This window comes from Alkalibacillus almallahensis (genome assembly GCF_011761495.1).
In the GTDB taxonomy this organism is placed as follows: domain Bacteria; phylum Bacillota; class Bacilli; order Bacillales; family Alkalibacillaceae; genus Alkalibacillus; species Alkalibacillus almallahensis.
Map to the genome: position 1 here is coordinate 129,785 of NZ_JAASRU010000001.1, position 14,918 is coordinate 144,702.

14 protein-coding genes are annotated in these 14,918 nt (G+C 37.7%); all 14 read left to right on the forward strand.

Going from position 1 to position 14,918, the window contains the following annotated elements:
- Positions 1–26: 26 nt before the first annotated feature.
- Positions 27–2,207 carry a DUF4175 domain-containing protein gene (locus FHR85_RS00680; RefSeq protein WP_167260019.1) on the forward strand — a complete coding sequence of 727 codons (2,181 nt, stop codon included), beginning with the start codon at positions 27–29 and terminating at the stop codon, positions 2,205–2,207.
- Complete coding sequence (locus FHR85_RS00685; RefSeq protein WP_167260021.1) at positions 2,204–2,473, forward strand: EscU/YscU/HrcU family type III secretion system export apparatus switch protein; 270 nt, start codon at positions 2,204–2,206, stop codon at positions 2,471–2,473. Before FHR85_RS00680 ends, FHR85_RS00685 begins: the two co-directional genes overlap by 4 nt.
- A gap of 118 nt (positions 2,474–2,591) precedes the next feature.
- The gene (gene sucC / locus FHR85_RS00690; RefSeq protein WP_167260023.1) at positions 2,592–3,752 is read left to right on the forward strand and encodes an ADP-forming succinate--CoA ligase subunit beta; all 1,161 of its coding nucleotides are present in this window, start codon (positions 2,592–2,594) and stop codon (positions 3,750–3,752) included.
- A gap of 16 nt (positions 3,753–3,768) precedes the next feature.
- Positions 3,769–4,671 carry a succinate--CoA ligase subunit alpha gene (gene sucD, locus FHR85_RS00695; protein WP_167260025.1) on the forward strand — a complete coding sequence of 301 codons (903 nt, stop codon included), beginning with the start codon at positions 3,769–3,771 and terminating at the stop codon, positions 4,669–4,671.
- A 74-nt stretch (positions 4,672–4,745) separates the two neighbouring features.
- Positions 4,746–5,657 (forward strand): DNA-processing protein DprA, encoded by a 912-nt coding sequence (gene dprA, locus FHR85_RS00700; RefSeq protein WP_341770912.1) that lies wholly within the window; start codon positions 4,746–4,748, stop codon positions 5,655–5,657.
- Positions 5,658–5,899: 242 nt separating this feature from the next.
- Positions 5,900–7,975, forward strand: a complete 2,076-nt coding sequence (gene topA / locus FHR85_RS00705; protein WP_167260027.1) for a type I DNA topoisomerase — start codon at positions 5,900–5,902, stop codon at positions 7,973–7,975.
- A gap of 250 nt (positions 7,976–8,225) precedes the next feature.
- Positions 8,226–9,125, forward strand: coding sequence for a tyrosine recombinase XerC (xerC, locus tag FHR85_RS00710; RefSeq protein WP_167260029.1), 900 nt, complete (start codon positions 8,226–8,228; stop codon positions 9,123–9,125).
- A 15-nt stretch (positions 9,126–9,140) separates the two neighbouring features.
- Positions 9,141–9,704, forward strand: coding sequence for an ATP-dependent protease subunit HslV (gene hslV / locus FHR85_RS00715; protein WP_167260031.1), 564 nt, complete (start codon positions 9,141–9,143; stop codon positions 9,702–9,704).
- Positions 9,704–11,098 carry an ATP-dependent protease ATPase subunit HslU gene (hslU, locus tag FHR85_RS00720; protein WP_167260033.1) on the forward strand — a complete coding sequence of 465 codons (1,395 nt, stop codon included), beginning with the start codon at positions 9,704–9,706 and terminating at the stop codon, positions 11,096–11,098. The genes hslV and hslU overlap by 1 nt, the downstream gene beginning before the upstream one ends.
- 17 nt (positions 11,099–11,115) lie before the next feature.
- Positions 11,116–11,895 (forward strand): GTP-sensing pleiotropic transcriptional regulator CodY, encoded by a 780-nt coding sequence (gene codY, locus FHR85_RS00725; RefSeq protein WP_167260035.1) that lies wholly within the window; start codon positions 11,116–11,118, stop codon positions 11,893–11,895.
- 220 nt (positions 11,896–12,115) lie between these two features.
- Complete coding sequence (gene flgB / locus FHR85_RS00730; protein ID WP_167260037.1) at positions 12,116–12,496, forward strand: flagellar basal body rod protein FlgB; 381 nt, start codon at positions 12,116–12,118, stop codon at positions 12,494–12,496.
- 3 nt (positions 12,497–12,499) lie between these two features.
- Positions 12,500–12,955: a flagellar basal body rod protein FlgC gene (gene flgC / locus FHR85_RS00735; RefSeq protein ID WP_167260039.1), complete on the forward strand. Its 456-nt coding sequence runs from the start codon at positions 12,500–12,502 to the stop codon at positions 12,953–12,955.
- A gap of 55 nt (positions 12,956–13,010) precedes the next feature.
- Complete coding sequence (gene fliE, locus FHR85_RS00740) at positions 13,011–13,283, forward strand: flagellar hook-basal body complex protein FliE (protein WP_481731103.1); 273 nt, start codon at positions 13,011–13,013, stop codon at positions 13,281–13,283.
- A 43-nt stretch (positions 13,284–13,326) separates the two neighbouring features.
- Positions 13,327–14,910 (forward strand): flagellar basal-body MS-ring/collar protein FliF, encoded by a 1,584-nt coding sequence (gene fliF, locus FHR85_RS00745; RefSeq protein ID WP_167260043.1) that lies wholly within the window; start codon positions 13,327–13,329, stop codon positions 14,908–14,910.
- The last annotated feature ends 8 nt before the right edge of the window (positions 14,911–14,918 follow it).

Genomic DNA, 14,918 nt, shown 5'->3' on the forward strand with positions numbered 1-14,918 from the left:
ATGAAAAATATAAGGCGTGAATATTAATGGCTGAAGTAAATAAAGTGTTTCAATCAATTCGAACGGGACAGGCAAATTCAAACCAGGTCAATTTACGTGAAGGTCAAGTTGTGTCTGGACGTGTGATGAAGTTTTTCCCTGATAATAAGGCAGCCGTTCAATTAGGGCAGCAACAAGTAGTCGCTCAATTAAATGCTAATTTACAGTCCAATCAAAACTATTTATTACAAGTGAATCGCACAAATCCTAATCTTCACTTACAAGTGGTCAGTGAAGAACCAGTTCGTTCACCCATGGATGCTGCTAGAACATTGTTAAACGCCAGTCATCAACAAGCAAGTCGGCAAGAAACGACAATGCTTGCTCAGATGTTGCGGGAACAACTTCCTGTCAGCCAGCAAAATGTAGGAACATTATTATCTTTAGCCCGAAGTGAAAGTCATGATGCCCAAACGGTATTACGTGAAATGCTCACCAGACAGTTCCCTTTAACTGAACAGACATTTAAAGCAGTGGATCAACGAATTAATAATCCTCTTTCTGTCCAACAAACATTGTCGCAAATGCAAGGTCAATTGGGCGGGTCTAGTCAATTGACGAATGCTCAAATGCAGTTAAGTTTATACATACAAGCGCTTAGTGGAAACCAGATATCAAATCAACAAATGATGGCACAATTAACTCATCAAATTTTATCTGAAATCGGACGTGGATCTGAGACAACGTTTCAAATGTTGCAAAAAGCTGGTGTCATTGGTCAGCAAACGACATTTGCTCAATGGTCTAGTACATGGTCTAATTGGGCTTTAAACAATCAGATCACATTTAATATCGATTCAAGTGGCGCAGCAACATCAACCAATTTGACCTTACCTTATAATTTAACGGCAGATCAAGTGCAATCCGGTTTTCAGCAGTTAGCGAACCAACAGTTACCAGGTGGGCTAAAAACACAGCAGTTAATGCAATCGTTTATGAATCAATTAAGTCAACTTCAACAGGCAGGAACAGAACGATTGAATTTCCTGCAAAATGTGACACAATTACCTGTCTTTAATCAAGTGCAATCGAATTTATCATCGACTAATCAACAAACAATGCAACAATTAGTTCAGTTTTTAAATCAAAATCAAGGCACACAGGCTCAGCAATTATTAAATAGTGATTCTGGTCAACAATTGATGCAGAACTTAAACCAATTGTTAGGAAATCAATTAACCTCAGAACAAAGTCGTGGGCTTCAAATCTGGCAAAATGTCATGCAATCATCACAACCAACTAATATGCAACAAATGATGCATCAGTTTCAAACATTTTTTAATATGACACAACAAGATCATCAAGCCACCAATCGAATGCAACAAGCATTAGCCCAAGTACAAAACCAATTATCTCAACCTAATCAACAAATGCTGCAACAAGTTCTGCAAGCTGTTAATCAAAACCAACCCGCTCAAGTACAGCAACTATTAAGTAGTGAGAATGGACAGCAATTAATGCAACAACTAGCTCAATTTAATGCTCAGTCAATGACACAACAAGATGCGCGTGCTATGCAAGTTTTAAATAATATGATGCAGCAATTGTTGACTCAACCTCAACAATCCGCGTCATTTAACCAAGTCATGCAACAGTTACAAGCTATGTTCAATCAGCAGGATATGGTACAAGCGCAAATGGTACGTCAAGATTATCCAGGTATGGGTCAATTACTACAAGCAACTTTTGCGCAGACAGGACAAGAGTCATTCGGGCAAATGAATCAAGTTTTGCAAGCCATGCATCTATCTATGCAAGATACAGCGAAAGATTGGATGCAATTTTCTGCTCAGTTACCGAAGGAAATGTTAGGTTTGAATGAGGATTTATGGATGGACTTTGAAGGCCAACGCCAAGCGGATGGGTCCATTCACCCCCAGAACTGTCGTGTTATGTTTTACTTAGATTTACCAAATCTTGAACAAACGGTTTTAGATATGCGGGTTAAACAAGGTGAAGTCTCACTAGATATCTATCATGAGAATCCTAAAGAGTTGGAACCTTTAGTTAATGGATTGACTGAAACACTTAAATTGAATTTAAGAGATAAACAGTATGAACTCAATCAAATACAAGTAAAACCGATCGAAAAACAGCTACAAAATCCAGATATTCAACAAGAAGAATCTGTTGAGTCGTCTTATAAAGGGGTGGATTTTCGCGTATGACTGAAAATTATAAACGCAAGGAAGCTATGGCATTAAGCTATAATGAAGCGTCAGACGATGCACCAGAGATCGTTGCTAAAGGTAAAGGGTTAGTAGCTGATGAAATATTGGAACGCGCAACAGATCATGATGTTCCTGTATACGAAGATCCAGCGCTCATGAATTTAATGAGTGAACTTAATATAAATGAGAAAATTCCAGAAGATTTATACCAAGCTGTTGCCGAAGTATTTGTATTCATTTATCAATTAGACAAAAAATACTAAAAAACCATATAAAAATGTGACAGATTCTTTTGATTACGACACAATTCATGTATAATGATAGAAGTGTGGTTTTAATTAATTAAGTATATTGTAGTGACTTTTGATGGGAGGATGTAACATGAACATTCATGAGTACCAAGCGAAGGAAATTTTCCGTTCTTACAACGTGGCAGTACCTAACAGCAAAGTTGCTTTTTCAGTTGATGAAGCTGTCGAAGCGGCTAAAGAGTTAGGTTCAGATGTTACTGTTGTAAAGGCACAAATTCACGCTGGTGGACGTGGTAAAGCAGGCGGTGTAAAAATCGCTAAAAGCTTAGATGACGTTCGTGAACACGCGAATGAAATTTTAGGTAGTACATTAGTAACTCACCAAACTGGCCCTGAGGGTAAAGAAGTTAATCGGTTACTAATCGAAGAAGGCTGTGACATTCAAAACGAATATTATATCGGTGTTGTCATGGACCGTGCAACCTCTAGTGTTGTTATGATGGGCTCAGAAGAAGGCGGTACTGAGATTGAAGAAGTAGCGGCTGAGACACCTGAAAAGATTTTCAAAGAGGTAATCGATCCAGTGACAGGACTTATGCCTTATCAGGCACGTCGTTTAGCGTTTAATATTAATATCCCTGAAGAGTACTTAGGCAAAGCGGTTAAGTTCATGATGAGCTTGTATGACGTATTTGTTCAAAAAGACTGTTCAGTAGCAGAAATTAACCCACTTGTAACAACAGGTGATGGTGAAGTTCTTGCACTTGATGCGAAATTAAACTTTGATGACAACGCATTATTCCGTCAAAAAGACGTTGTTGATTATCGTGACTTAGATGAAGAAGATGATAAAGAAATTGAAGCATCTAAACATGACTTAAGTTATATTGCCCTAGATGGTAATATCGGTTGTATGGTTAACGGTGCCGGTCTTGCAATGGCAACCATGGACATCATTAAACACCATGGCGGCGAACCAGCTAACTTCTTAGATGTTGGCGGTGGTGCTTCAGCTGAAAAAGTAACAGAAGCATTTAAGATCATTTTGTCCGATGACAACGTTAAAGGCATCCTCGTTAATATCTTCGGTGGTATTATGAAGTGTGACGTGCTTGCTGAAGGTGTTGTTGAAGCTACGAAGCAAATCGGCTTAGAGATTCCGTTGGTCGTTCGTTTAGAAGGTACAAACGTAGAACAAGGTAAGAAGATTCTAGACGAATCAGGCTTAAATATCACGTCTGCTAATTCAATGGCCGACGGTGCTGAGAAGATTGTATCTCTAGTAAAATAAGAAAGGACGGACGAAAATGAGCGTTTTTATTAATAAAGACACAAAAGTAATTGTTCAGGGTATTACAGGTGGAACAGCCCTTTTCCACACGAAACAAATGCTTGACTACGGTACGCAAATCGTCGGAGGTGTTACACCGAAAAAAGGTGGCACTGAAGTAGAAGGTGTACCTGTATTCAATACAGTAGATTCAGCAGTTGAAGAAACAGGTGCGAACGCGTCTGTTGTATACGTACCTGCTCCGTTTGCGGCTGACGCAATCATGGAAGCGGTTGATGCTGAACTTGATCTAGTTATTTGTATTACGGAACATATTCCGGTACAAGACATGGTTAAGGTGAAGCGTTATATGGAAGGGAAGAAAACGCGCTTAGTAGGACCAAACTGCCCTGGTGTAATCACACCAGAAGAATGTAAGATTGGTATTATGCCTGGTTACATCCATAAAAAAGGTCACATCGGTGTTGTATCCCGTTCAGGTACATTAACGTATGAAGCGGTTCATCAATTATCTGAAAATGGCTTTGGTCAATCAACAGCTGTTGGTATTGGTGGCGACCCAGTGAATGGTACAGATTTCATCGATACACTTAAAGCTTTCAATGAAGATCCTGACACAGAAGCTGTAATTATGATTGGTGAAATCGGCGGTACAGCTGAAGAAGAAGCAGCAGAGTGGATCAAAGCTAATATGGACAAGCCTGTTGTAGGCTTCATCGGTGGTGCAACTGCTCCTCCAGGAAAACGTATGGGTCACGCAGGTGCGATTATCTCAGGTGGTAAAGGTACTGCTGAAGAGAAAATTCGTGTTATGAATGATTGTGGCATTAGTGTTGCGTCAACTCCAGCTGTCATTGGCGAAACAATGATTGAAACATTAAAGGAAAACAATCTTTATGACAAGTGTAAAACTCATTAATATGTAATAACGAGTTGGGCGCATGATCGTGTTGCCCAACTCGATTTTTATCCATAGGTTAGGAGTGTTGTTATGTGACTAAAAAACAAACGTTTTTACTTTATCTTATTTTACAAACCCGCCTCGTTAAAAGGAAGAACCTATCACGCTATCTCCTCGAAAACTATGAGCTTGATTTATTATTATTAGCTAACCCTAAAGAACTCTCACAACTATTGAGAATTTCTCATGATCATTCAACAAAATTACAACAATTAATCCACAGCGACCCCTTTAAGCGAAAGTTATGGCAACAATTTTGCTCTGAGCCAGTTATTAGTTGGTTTGATCAAACATACCCCGAATCACTTCGCCATATTCCAGACCCACCATTAATCTTATATTATCAAGGTGATCTCTCTTTATTAAACACTCCTAAATTAAGTGTTATTGGTTCACGAAAACCTTCCCAATATGCCGAGCGAAAGATTTCCTATATGCTTAAACCACTTTTAACCGAAACATGGTCAATTGTTAGTGGGATGGCAAAGGGCATAGATAGTTTGAGTCATCAATACGTATTGAATCAAAATGGTAATACGATTGCCATACTAGGATTTGGTTTTAATTATATGTATCCAGCATCACACCGTCCATTATATGAACAAATTGCTAATAAAGGCTTAATCCTTTCAGAGTATCCCCCAGATACAAAACCCCAAAAATGGCATTTTCCTGAACGAAATCGTTTGATTAGTGGTTTATCTACTGCGACGTTGATTGTTGAAGCGACGGAGCGTAGTGGCACGATGATTACAGCAGACCAAGCTTTAGAACAAGGAAAAGAAGTATATGTTATCCCAGATAGTATCTTTTTACCGCAAGCACAAGGCTGCCATCATTTATTGAACGAGGGTGCTGTCCCCGTTACAACACCTGAACAACTTCATTCATATTTATCTTCAGGATCATGGATGAATGACAACCATCCACTTCCTCAAACTTAAATGATTATATTCCCCAAAAATGTTTTAAAATTTAATCAAAACCATGTTTTTTGACAGCGTTTAGATATCCATTGTCGAACATTTTTTCGTTTAACCGTTTGACAAATGCATAGAAGTTATTTAATAATGAATGAGATTATAATGCAAGGTGAATTTGTAGAACAAGCGATTAATGCAAATACCATTTTGACAACTATAATATGACGTAAACACACGAAATCACCTCGTAGGAGGCATCAAACATGTCAGATTATCTAGTTATTGTAGAATCGCCCGCAAAGGCCAAAACAATTGAACGTTATCTAGGCAAAAAATACAAAGTTAAAGCATCAATGGGACATGTCATCGATTTACCAAAAAGTAAGATGGGAGTCGATGTAGAAAATGATTATGATCCGAAATATATTACGATAAGAGGAAAAGGGCCAGTATTAGATGATTTAAAAAAGTCAGCTAAAAAAGCTAAAAAAGTTTATCTCGCAGCCGACCCTGACCGTGAAGGTGAAGCCATTGCGTGGCATCTTGCCCACAGTTTAGGAATTGAAGAAGGCGCGAAATGTCGAGTCGTTTTTAATGAAATTACGAAAGAAGCCATTAAAGAATCGTTTAAAGAACCACGAGAGGTTGACATGGACTTAGTCAATGCTCAACAAGCTCGTCGAGTATTAGATCGTCTCGTCGGTTACAATATTAGTCCATTATTATGGAAGAAAATCAAAAAGGGATTAAGTGCAGGTCGTGTTCAATCTGTTGCCGTTAAACTGATTATTGATCGTGAGAATGAAATTAATAATTTTGTGCCAGAAGAATATTGGTCAATTACTTCAGAGTTTACTCATAAAAAGAAAAAATTCGAAGCCAAGTTTCATGGAATTGATGGTGAAAAAACAGATCTGAAAAATGAAGAAGATGTACAAAAAATATTGAACAGACTAGATGGAGAAACATTTGACGTTCAAAGCGTGAATAAACGTGAACGTAAACGAAATCCATCTTCACCTTTTACCACTTCCTCATTACAACAGGAAGCTTTCCGGAAATTGAATTTCAGAGCTAAAAAGACGATGATGATTGCTCAACAATTATACGAAGGTATAAATTTAGGTGGTAAAGATGGAACGACAGGTTTAATCACTTATATGCGTACAGACTCAACTCGTATATCTAATACAGCTAAAAATGAAGCTGCTGAATTAATCGAAGCGAAGTTTGGTCAGTCTCATCTTGGGAAACAAAAACAAGCTAAAAATGATGAACGTTCTCAGGATGCGCACGAAGCAATCAGACCGACAGCTATTCATAAAGAGCCAACAACGATCAAGCCCAAGTTATCTAATGATCAATATAAGTTGTATAAATTGATTTGGGAACGGTTTGTGGCTAGTCAGATGGCACCAGCCGTGCTTGATACCGTGACAGCGCATCTTATGAATAACGGGGTAGAATTCCGCGCGACAGGATCTCAAGTTAAATTCAAAGGCTTTATGGAAGTATATGTCGAAGGTCAAGATGATAAAAAGAAAGATGAACAGAAAATGTTGCCTCCTTTAGAAGAAGGAGATCAAGTAACAGCGCAGGATATTACACCTAATCAGCACTTTACGCAACCACCTCCACGCTATACCGAAGCTCGTTTAGTTCGGACACTTGAGGAGAAAGGAATCGGACGACCATCAACCTATGCGCCGACTTTAGATACTATACAACGTAGAGGGTATGTCGCCTTAGATAATCGTCGCTTTGTTCCAACTGAGCTTGGAACGATCGTCATTGATTTATTAGAACAATATTTCCCTGAAATCATTAATGTTCAATTTACAGTAGATATGGAAAACAATTTAGATAGTGTAGAAGATGGCGAAAAAGAGTGGCGAAAAATCATTGATGACTTCTATCAAGATTTTGAAAAACGCTTAGAAAAGGCAGAAGAAGAAATCGAAAAAATTGAAGTTCGAGATGAACCTGCTGGTGAAAACTGTGAAAAATGTGGTCACGAAATGGTTTATAAGATGGGACGATACGGTAAGTTCATGGCATGTTCGAACTTCCCTGATTGCCGCAATACTAAGCCAATCTTGAAAGAGATTGGTGTTGATTGTCCGCGTTGCGAAAAAGGTAGTATTGTAGAGCGTAAAAGTAAGAAAAATCGTACGTTTTACGGATGTGATCAGTATCCTGAGTGTGAGTTCATCTCTTGGGATAAACCGATTCAAAGACCGTGTCCAAAATGTGCCTCGTTAATGGTTGAAAAGAAACAAAAGAAAAGCACACAAGTTAAATGTACAGAATGTGATTATAGCGAAACTGAACAATCATAATATGAGGGGCTAACGTTATTCGTTAGCTCTTTTTTTGTATATTTTTCAAACAAATTGTGAAAGATGAAAATAGTTAAGTATTTTAAATTGACACACAATTTCACTTCGTTTAAAATTTGCTATTGGTGAGTAAGCTTCATAATTGAAATGACGGTGCTCAGCAAAAAGTGACAACAATGTGAAAATTGTTGTATTATTTTGAAAAGTTTGATAAAATTTTAAATGGTAAAGCTAAGGGGGAGGGGTCTTTGTGACGTCAGAAAAGCTATTGCATGATTTCAAACAATTTCTAGTGGTAGAACGTCATGCATCCTCATATACGGTTGATCAGTATATGACTGATTTAGATCAATTCTCTCGCTTTATCACGAAAGAACAGATTGATGGATTTTCTGAGATTAAACAGTCCGATCTTCGTATCTATTTAACGGAACTATACGAAGAAGGTCTTTCTCGAGTATCGGTTTCACGTAAATTATCAAGCCTGAGATCTTTTTATACATTTTTAGAGAAAGAAGGCTTTGTTAGTGTTAATCCGATCGAGTATGTTTCATCACCTAAGCGTGACCGGAAAATACCTCAATTTTTTTATGAGGAAGAATTAGCTAAATTGTTTGAAACTGAAGATGTAAGTACACCACTTGGTCAACGAAATCAAGCCATTGTCGAAATGCTTTATGCGACAGGTGTTCGTGTGAGTGAACTTGTTCAAATGAAAAAAGACAATTTCGATTTTTCCTTAAAAACAGTTCTAGTACAAGGGAAGGGAAAGAAGCAGCGTTATGTTCCATTTGGAGCGTATGCTGAAGACGCCTTAGTTACATACTTACATGATGGTCGAATTGAATTAGCCGATAAAGCGAATGAGACGTCTGATTATGTGTTTTTGAATCACCGAGGTGATCCTTTAACTGACGAAGGTGTACGCTATATTTTAAATGAAATGATGAAACGTGCCGCTATAACAAGTACTATTCATCCCCATAAGTTAAGGCATACTTTTGCAACGCATTTACTAAATCAAGGTGCAGATATGCGCTCAGTCCAAGAATTACTCGGACACGAAAGTCTGTCATCAACCCAAATTTATACCCATGTTACCAAGGATTATTTACAAAACATTTATAACAATGCTCATCCACGAGCGTAGTGAAAGAGGGATAAAATGGAACAATCGTTTCATGCTACAACGATTTTTGCAGTGCGCCACAAAGGTCAAGCTGCAATGTCAGGCGACGGACAAGTTACATTTGGTAATGCTGTCGTTATGAAACATAAAGCTAAAAAAGTAAGACGATTATATCATGGTCAAGTTTTAGCTGGCTTTGCTGGTTCAGTTGCTGATGCTTTTACATTATCCGAAAAGTTTGAAGCTAAGTTAGAACAGTATAATGGTAATCTTAGTCGCTCTGCAGTTGAATTAGCCAAAGAATGGCGAAGCGATAAAGTGTTACGTCGCCTTGAAGCAATGTTGATTGTCATGAATGAAGATCAAATGTTGCTAGTTTCAGGGACGGGTGAAGTGATCGAACCAGATGATGATATTTTAGCGATTGGCTCAGGAGGTCATTATGCCTTAAGTGCCGGGCGTGCATTAAAACGTTATTCTGAAGATCAATCCGCAGCAAATATTGCGCAGGCCGCTCTACAAATTGCAAGTGAAGTTTGTGTCTATACCAATGACGAAATTATTTTAGAGACACTAGACAATAAAGGAGATTCTCATTAATGAGTACAAAAGCAACACCTAAACAAATTGTAGACCAACTGGATCAATATATTATCGGTCAAACTGATGCTAAACGAGCTTTAGCCGTTGCATTAAGAAATCGGTATCGTCGGATGAATTTATCTGAAGAGATGCGAGATGAAATTGTCCCGAAAAACATTCTAATGATTGGCCCAACAGGTGTTGGTAAAACAGAATTAGCTCGTCGTTTAGCTAAGTTAGTTGGGGCACCATTTTCTAAAGTAGAAGCGACTAAATTTACAGAGGTTGGTTATGTTGGTCGAGATGTCGAATCAATGGTTCGTGATCTTGTTGAGACTAGCGTCCGCATGGTACGAGAAGAAAAGATGCTAGAAGTTCAGACTAGAGCGCGTGAAGCCGCTAACGAACAATTAGTAGACTTACTTGTTGGCGGTAAGAAAAAGCAATCAAATCAAGCTTCTAAAAATCCATTAGAAATGTTGTTTAATCAGCAGCAACAACAGCCAGAAGAAGACGCTGAAGAACAAGAAAATTATGCGAATAAACGCCGACAAGTAAAAACGCAACTTGATCAAGGACAACTAGAAAATGAAACAGTGACCATTGAGGTCGAAGAACAACAATCGTCAATGTTTGACATGTTACAAGGTTCGGGTATGGAACAAATGGGTATGAATATGCAAGATGCACTCAGTCAGTTCATGCCGAATAAGACCAAAAAGCGAAAACTACCTGTTAAAGATGCTCGTGAAGTCCTAACTCAGACTGAAGCAGAAAAATTAATCGATATGGATGAAGTTCACCAGAAGGCTATTGAGCAAGCTGAACAATCGGGCATTATCTTTATTGATGAAATTGACAAAGTTTGTGGTCAAGATAATAAACAAGCGAATGTTTCGCGAGAAGGTGTTCAGCGTGACATCTTACCAATCGTTGAAGGTTCCACGATTATGACCAAGTATGGAGCAATTAAAACGGATTACATGTTATTTATTACAGCTGGAGCATTTCATACAGCGAAACCGTCTGATTTAATCCCTGAATTACAAGGTCGTTTCCCGATTCGTGTTGAATTGAATAAGCTAATTGTTCAAGACTTTATCAACATCTTAACGGAACCGTCTAATGCGATTATCAAACAATATACCGCGCTTCTTGAAACAGAAGGTATTCGTGTTGAGTTTACGGCAGAAGCAATTGAACGGATCGCTGAAATTGCGTTCGAAGTGAACCAGGAAACAGATAATATAGGTGCAAGACGTCTACACACTATAATGGAAAAATTATTAGAAGACCTATCATTTGAGGCACCAGATATCACGATGGAAAAAATCGAGATTACAGCACCTTACGTAGATGACAAGTTATCTTCCATCGTTAAAAATAAAGATCTATCTGAATATATCTTATAATCTAGGAGGAATGAAAGATGAATTTATTAGAAAAAGCACGCGTGATTAACGCAATGCTTCAAAAAACACAAGGGAAAGCCGTTAACTTCAACGACATGTCTGCTACATTGCGTGATGTGATCGGAGCGAACATCTTTGTATTGAGTCGTAAAGGTAAGTTATTAGGTTTTGCTATTAAACAAGAGATTGAAAACGAAAGAATGAAAACGATGTTAGAAGAGCGCCAGTTCCCAGAAGAATATACAAACAATTTATTTAGTATTCAAGAAACAACAGCCAATATTGATATTGATAGTGAGTACACAGCTTTCCCAGTTGAAAACAAAGAGTTATTTCAAAATGGTTTAACAACAATTACGCCGATTATTGGCGGCGGTGAACGACTAGGGACACTTATTCTAAGTCGAATCGAAGAATCTTTTGAAGAAGATGACCTTTTATTAGCTGAATATGGTGCTACGGTTGTAGGCATGGAAATCTTACATCAAAAATCTGAACAAATTGAAGAAGAAGCTCGCAGTAAAGCTGTTGTTCAAATGGCAATCAATTCATTATCATATAGTGAACTTGAAGCGATTGAACACATCTTTAATGAATTAGAAGGAAACGAAGGACTGCTTGTAGCTAGTAAAGTGGCAGATCGTGTAGGTATTACACGTTCAGTGATTGTGAATGCATTACGTAAGCTAGAAAGTGCAGGCGTCATTGAATCACGGTCATTAGGAATGAAAGGAACGTATATTAAAGTATTAAATGACAAATTCTTAGTAGAATTAGAAAAAGTCAATATGCTATAAACTAAGACTAAAGGATAGCTGATCAAAATCAGCTATCCTTTTTTTAGTTAAAATATAGTATTTTTTTACTAGTTCTATAGAACCCAATCTATTAATATCGACAAAATATAAAAATTTTTGAGCGAAACTCTGTGTTATTTTTTGAGAATTTATGCAATAATATAAGGAAATGCGACAATACATATTAATTCGAAAATTTAAAAGGAAAGGTGGGGGTCGATTGAGTTTATTTGGTCAAACGATTAGTAACTTAGAGCAAGGACTTAATTATTCTTCAGCTAGGAATCAAACTATTGGGAATAATATTGCAAATGTTGATACCCCGGGTTACAAAGCTAAACATGTAAATTTTAAGGATCATTTAAATGCTGCAAGTTTTGAAGCAAAACGTACTGAGCAACAACATATTCCTTTTTCTGATCAGGAATCATCATTTAATGTGACTTCTAGACAAAATACGACATATAACCATAATGGAAACAGTGTCGATATTGATAAAGAAATGAATGAATTAGCACAAAATCAACTGTATTATGAAGCGCTAACTGAACGAATTAACGGTAAATTCAGTTCACTTAAGTCCGTCGTAGGAGGTAGATAAATCATGAGTATTTTTTCAGGTATGAATACGAACGCAAGTGCTTTAACAGCTAATCGTTTTAAAATGGATGTTGTATCGTCAAATATTGCCAATGCTGATACAACTCGTGCTGAAATGAATGAAGATGGTGAATGGGAACCGTATCGTCGTAAAATTGTTTCCCAGGAATCGAGAGGTGCGAGTTTTGACTCATTCTTACAAAAATCATTAAACCGAAGTGACAACCCTGGTGGAGGGGTCCGTATTAATTCGGTTGAGGAAGACCCATCTCCTTTTCAACAAGTTTATAATCCATCACATCCTGATGCGAATGAAGAAGGTTATGTTCAAAAACCTAATGTTAACCCATTAGAAGAAATGCTTGAGCTCATGTCGACATCCCGTCAGTACGAAGCAAATGTAACGGCATTAAATGCATCAAAAGGGATGATGATGAAATCGTTAGAGATCGGAAGGTAAGGTGATTTAAATGAAACCGATAGATCCACAATTTTTCACCCAAGCAACTGGTGAGATGGCTAAGCAACAAACTCAACAAAATAACACAGTTAGTGCAAGTGATGTTCAACAAAACTTTGCCAAAGAGTTGAAGAACGCGATTAATCAAGTGAATGAAACACAACAAGCATCTAATCAGCAAACAAATGCTCTTGTGAATGGTGAAGCTGATAATTTACATAATGTTATGATCGCGGCGGAAAAAGCTAGTGTAACTTTGCAAACAGCTACTGAAGTACAAAACAAGGCTGTAGAAGCTTATAACAAAGTCATGCGTATGCAACTATAAAATAACCAATTGATGAAGATTTTCTGAGAGTCGGAGGACTACAATGAACGAAACAATAAAGACATATAGAAATAAAGTAACAGAGTTTTGGAAAACAAGAACAACTCCTCAGAAATCACTCATCCTTGCAGGTACTTTGGGGATTATTGTACTGATCATTTCTTTGACCCTATTTGCAAGTTCACCGAATATGGTTCCTCTATACAGCAATTTAACGGTAGAGGAAGCTGGGAGTTTGCGAGAAGAATTACAATCTCAAGGCGTACCACATGAACTAGAGGATGGAGGGACAACAATCCTTGTCCCTGAAGAACAATCTGATGAGTTGGTTGTTGATTTAGCAGCCCAAGGGATTCCAGACAGTGGAAATATTGACTACTCATTTTTTAGTGATAATGTCTCTTGGGGTATGACTGATGAAGAAAGACAGATTATCGAACGTGATGCTTTACAAACAGAGTTATCCAATTTGATCACGAGTATTTCAGGTATTTCAGAGGCGAATGTATTAATTAATGAAGCTGAAGAATCTGTCTTTGTTGCAGATCAAACAGGTGAAGCATCAGCCTCAGTAACGATTAATACAGGCTACGGAAACTCATTTGATCAAAGTCAAGTGCAAAGTTTGTATCACATGGTTTCAAAAGCTGTACCAAACCTTAAACCTGAAAACATTGCTATTATGGATCAAAATTTTAACTATTATGACTTAGAAGGTTCTGGAACTGGTACTGGTAGTACATATGCTGAAAATCAACAAATTAAAGATAATATTGAACAAGATATTCAACGTGAAGTCCAGAAAATGCTAGGGACGATGATGGGACAAAACAAAGTCGTTGTTTCTGTTACTTCTGATATAGATTTCTCTCAAGAGAACACAGTCGAGCAACTGGTCGAACCAGTTGATATGGAAACAATGGAAGGACTACCTGTCAGTGTTGAACGTGTAACCGAAACTTATACGGGTTATGACGGAGGAAACATGGTTGATGGTGAAGGTGATATACCTGAATTACCCGCTGTTACAGAAGACGGAGAAGAAGTTTCAGAGTATGAGAATGTTAAAGAAACAATTAATAATGAGTTCAATCGTGTCCGTAATGAGATTGTAGAGAGCCCTTATGAAATACGAGATTTAGGTATTCAAGTGGCAGTTGATAATACTATTGAGAATGAAACAGGGGAAACGGTGCAATTAACTGAAGAAGAACAAGTGGCTGTTGAAGAAGATGTTCAATCGATTCTATCAACAGTTGTTGAAACATCGATCCCAGGTGAAGAAGAAACGTTTGACCCAGCAGACAAATATTCAATTGTATTTCAAGAATTTTCTGGTGCACCTGAATTTGAATCAGGTGGCGCAGGGATTCCAACTTGGATGTATATAGCTGGAGCTTTATTGATTTTAGCTGTTGTTATTCTACTATTCATTCTACTAAGAAGACGCAATCAAAACGAAGAAGTCGATGAAGTTGTTGAACAACGAGTCACCCAAGAAGAACGAGATTATACACTAGAACGAGAAGAAACAGAATCTGATGTTAGACGAAAACAACTTGAACAAATGGCGAAAGATAAACCAGAAGATTTCGCTAAGTTACTTCGCTCATGGATTGATGATTAAAGGGGGAG

Coding starts and splice junctions, on each gene's coding strand:
- hslU (WP_167260033.1), top strand. CDS start 9,704: ATGAGTACAAAAGCAACACCTAAACAAATTGTAGACCAACTGGATCAA.
- flgC (WP_167260039.1), top strand. CDS start 12,500: ATGAGTATTTTTTCAGGTATGAATACGAACGCAAGTGCTTTAACAGCT.
- topA (WP_167260027.1), top strand. CDS start 5,900: ATGTCAGATTATCTAGTTATTGTAGAATCGCCCGCAAAGGCCAAAACA.
- fliE (WP_481731103.1), top strand. CDS start 13,011: ATGGCTAAGCAACAAACTCAACAAAATAACACAGTTAGTGCAAGTGAT.
- codY (WP_167260035.1), top strand. CDS start 11,116: ATGAATTTATTAGAAAAAGCACGCGTGATTAACGCAATGCTTCAAAAA.
- sucC (WP_167260023.1), top strand. CDS start 2,592: ATGAACATTCATGAGTACCAAGCGAAGGAAATTTTCCGTTCTTACAAC.
- fliF (WP_167260043.1), top strand. CDS start 13,327: ATGAACGAAACAATAAAGACATATAGAAATAAAGTAACAGAGTTTTGG.
- hslV (WP_167260031.1), top strand. CDS start 9,141: ATGGAACAATCGTTTCATGCTACAACGATTTTTGCAGTGCGCCACAAA.
- FHR85_RS00685 (WP_167260021.1), top strand. CDS start 2,204: ATGACTGAAAATTATAAACGCAAGGAAGCTATGGCATTAAGCTATAAT.
- FHR85_RS00680 (WP_167260019.1), top strand. CDS start 27: ATGGCTGAAGTAAATAAAGTGTTTCAATCAATTCGAACGGGACAGGCA.
- sucD (WP_167260025.1), top strand. CDS start 3,769: ATGAGCGTTTTTATTAATAAAGACACAAAAGTAATTGTTCAGGGTATT.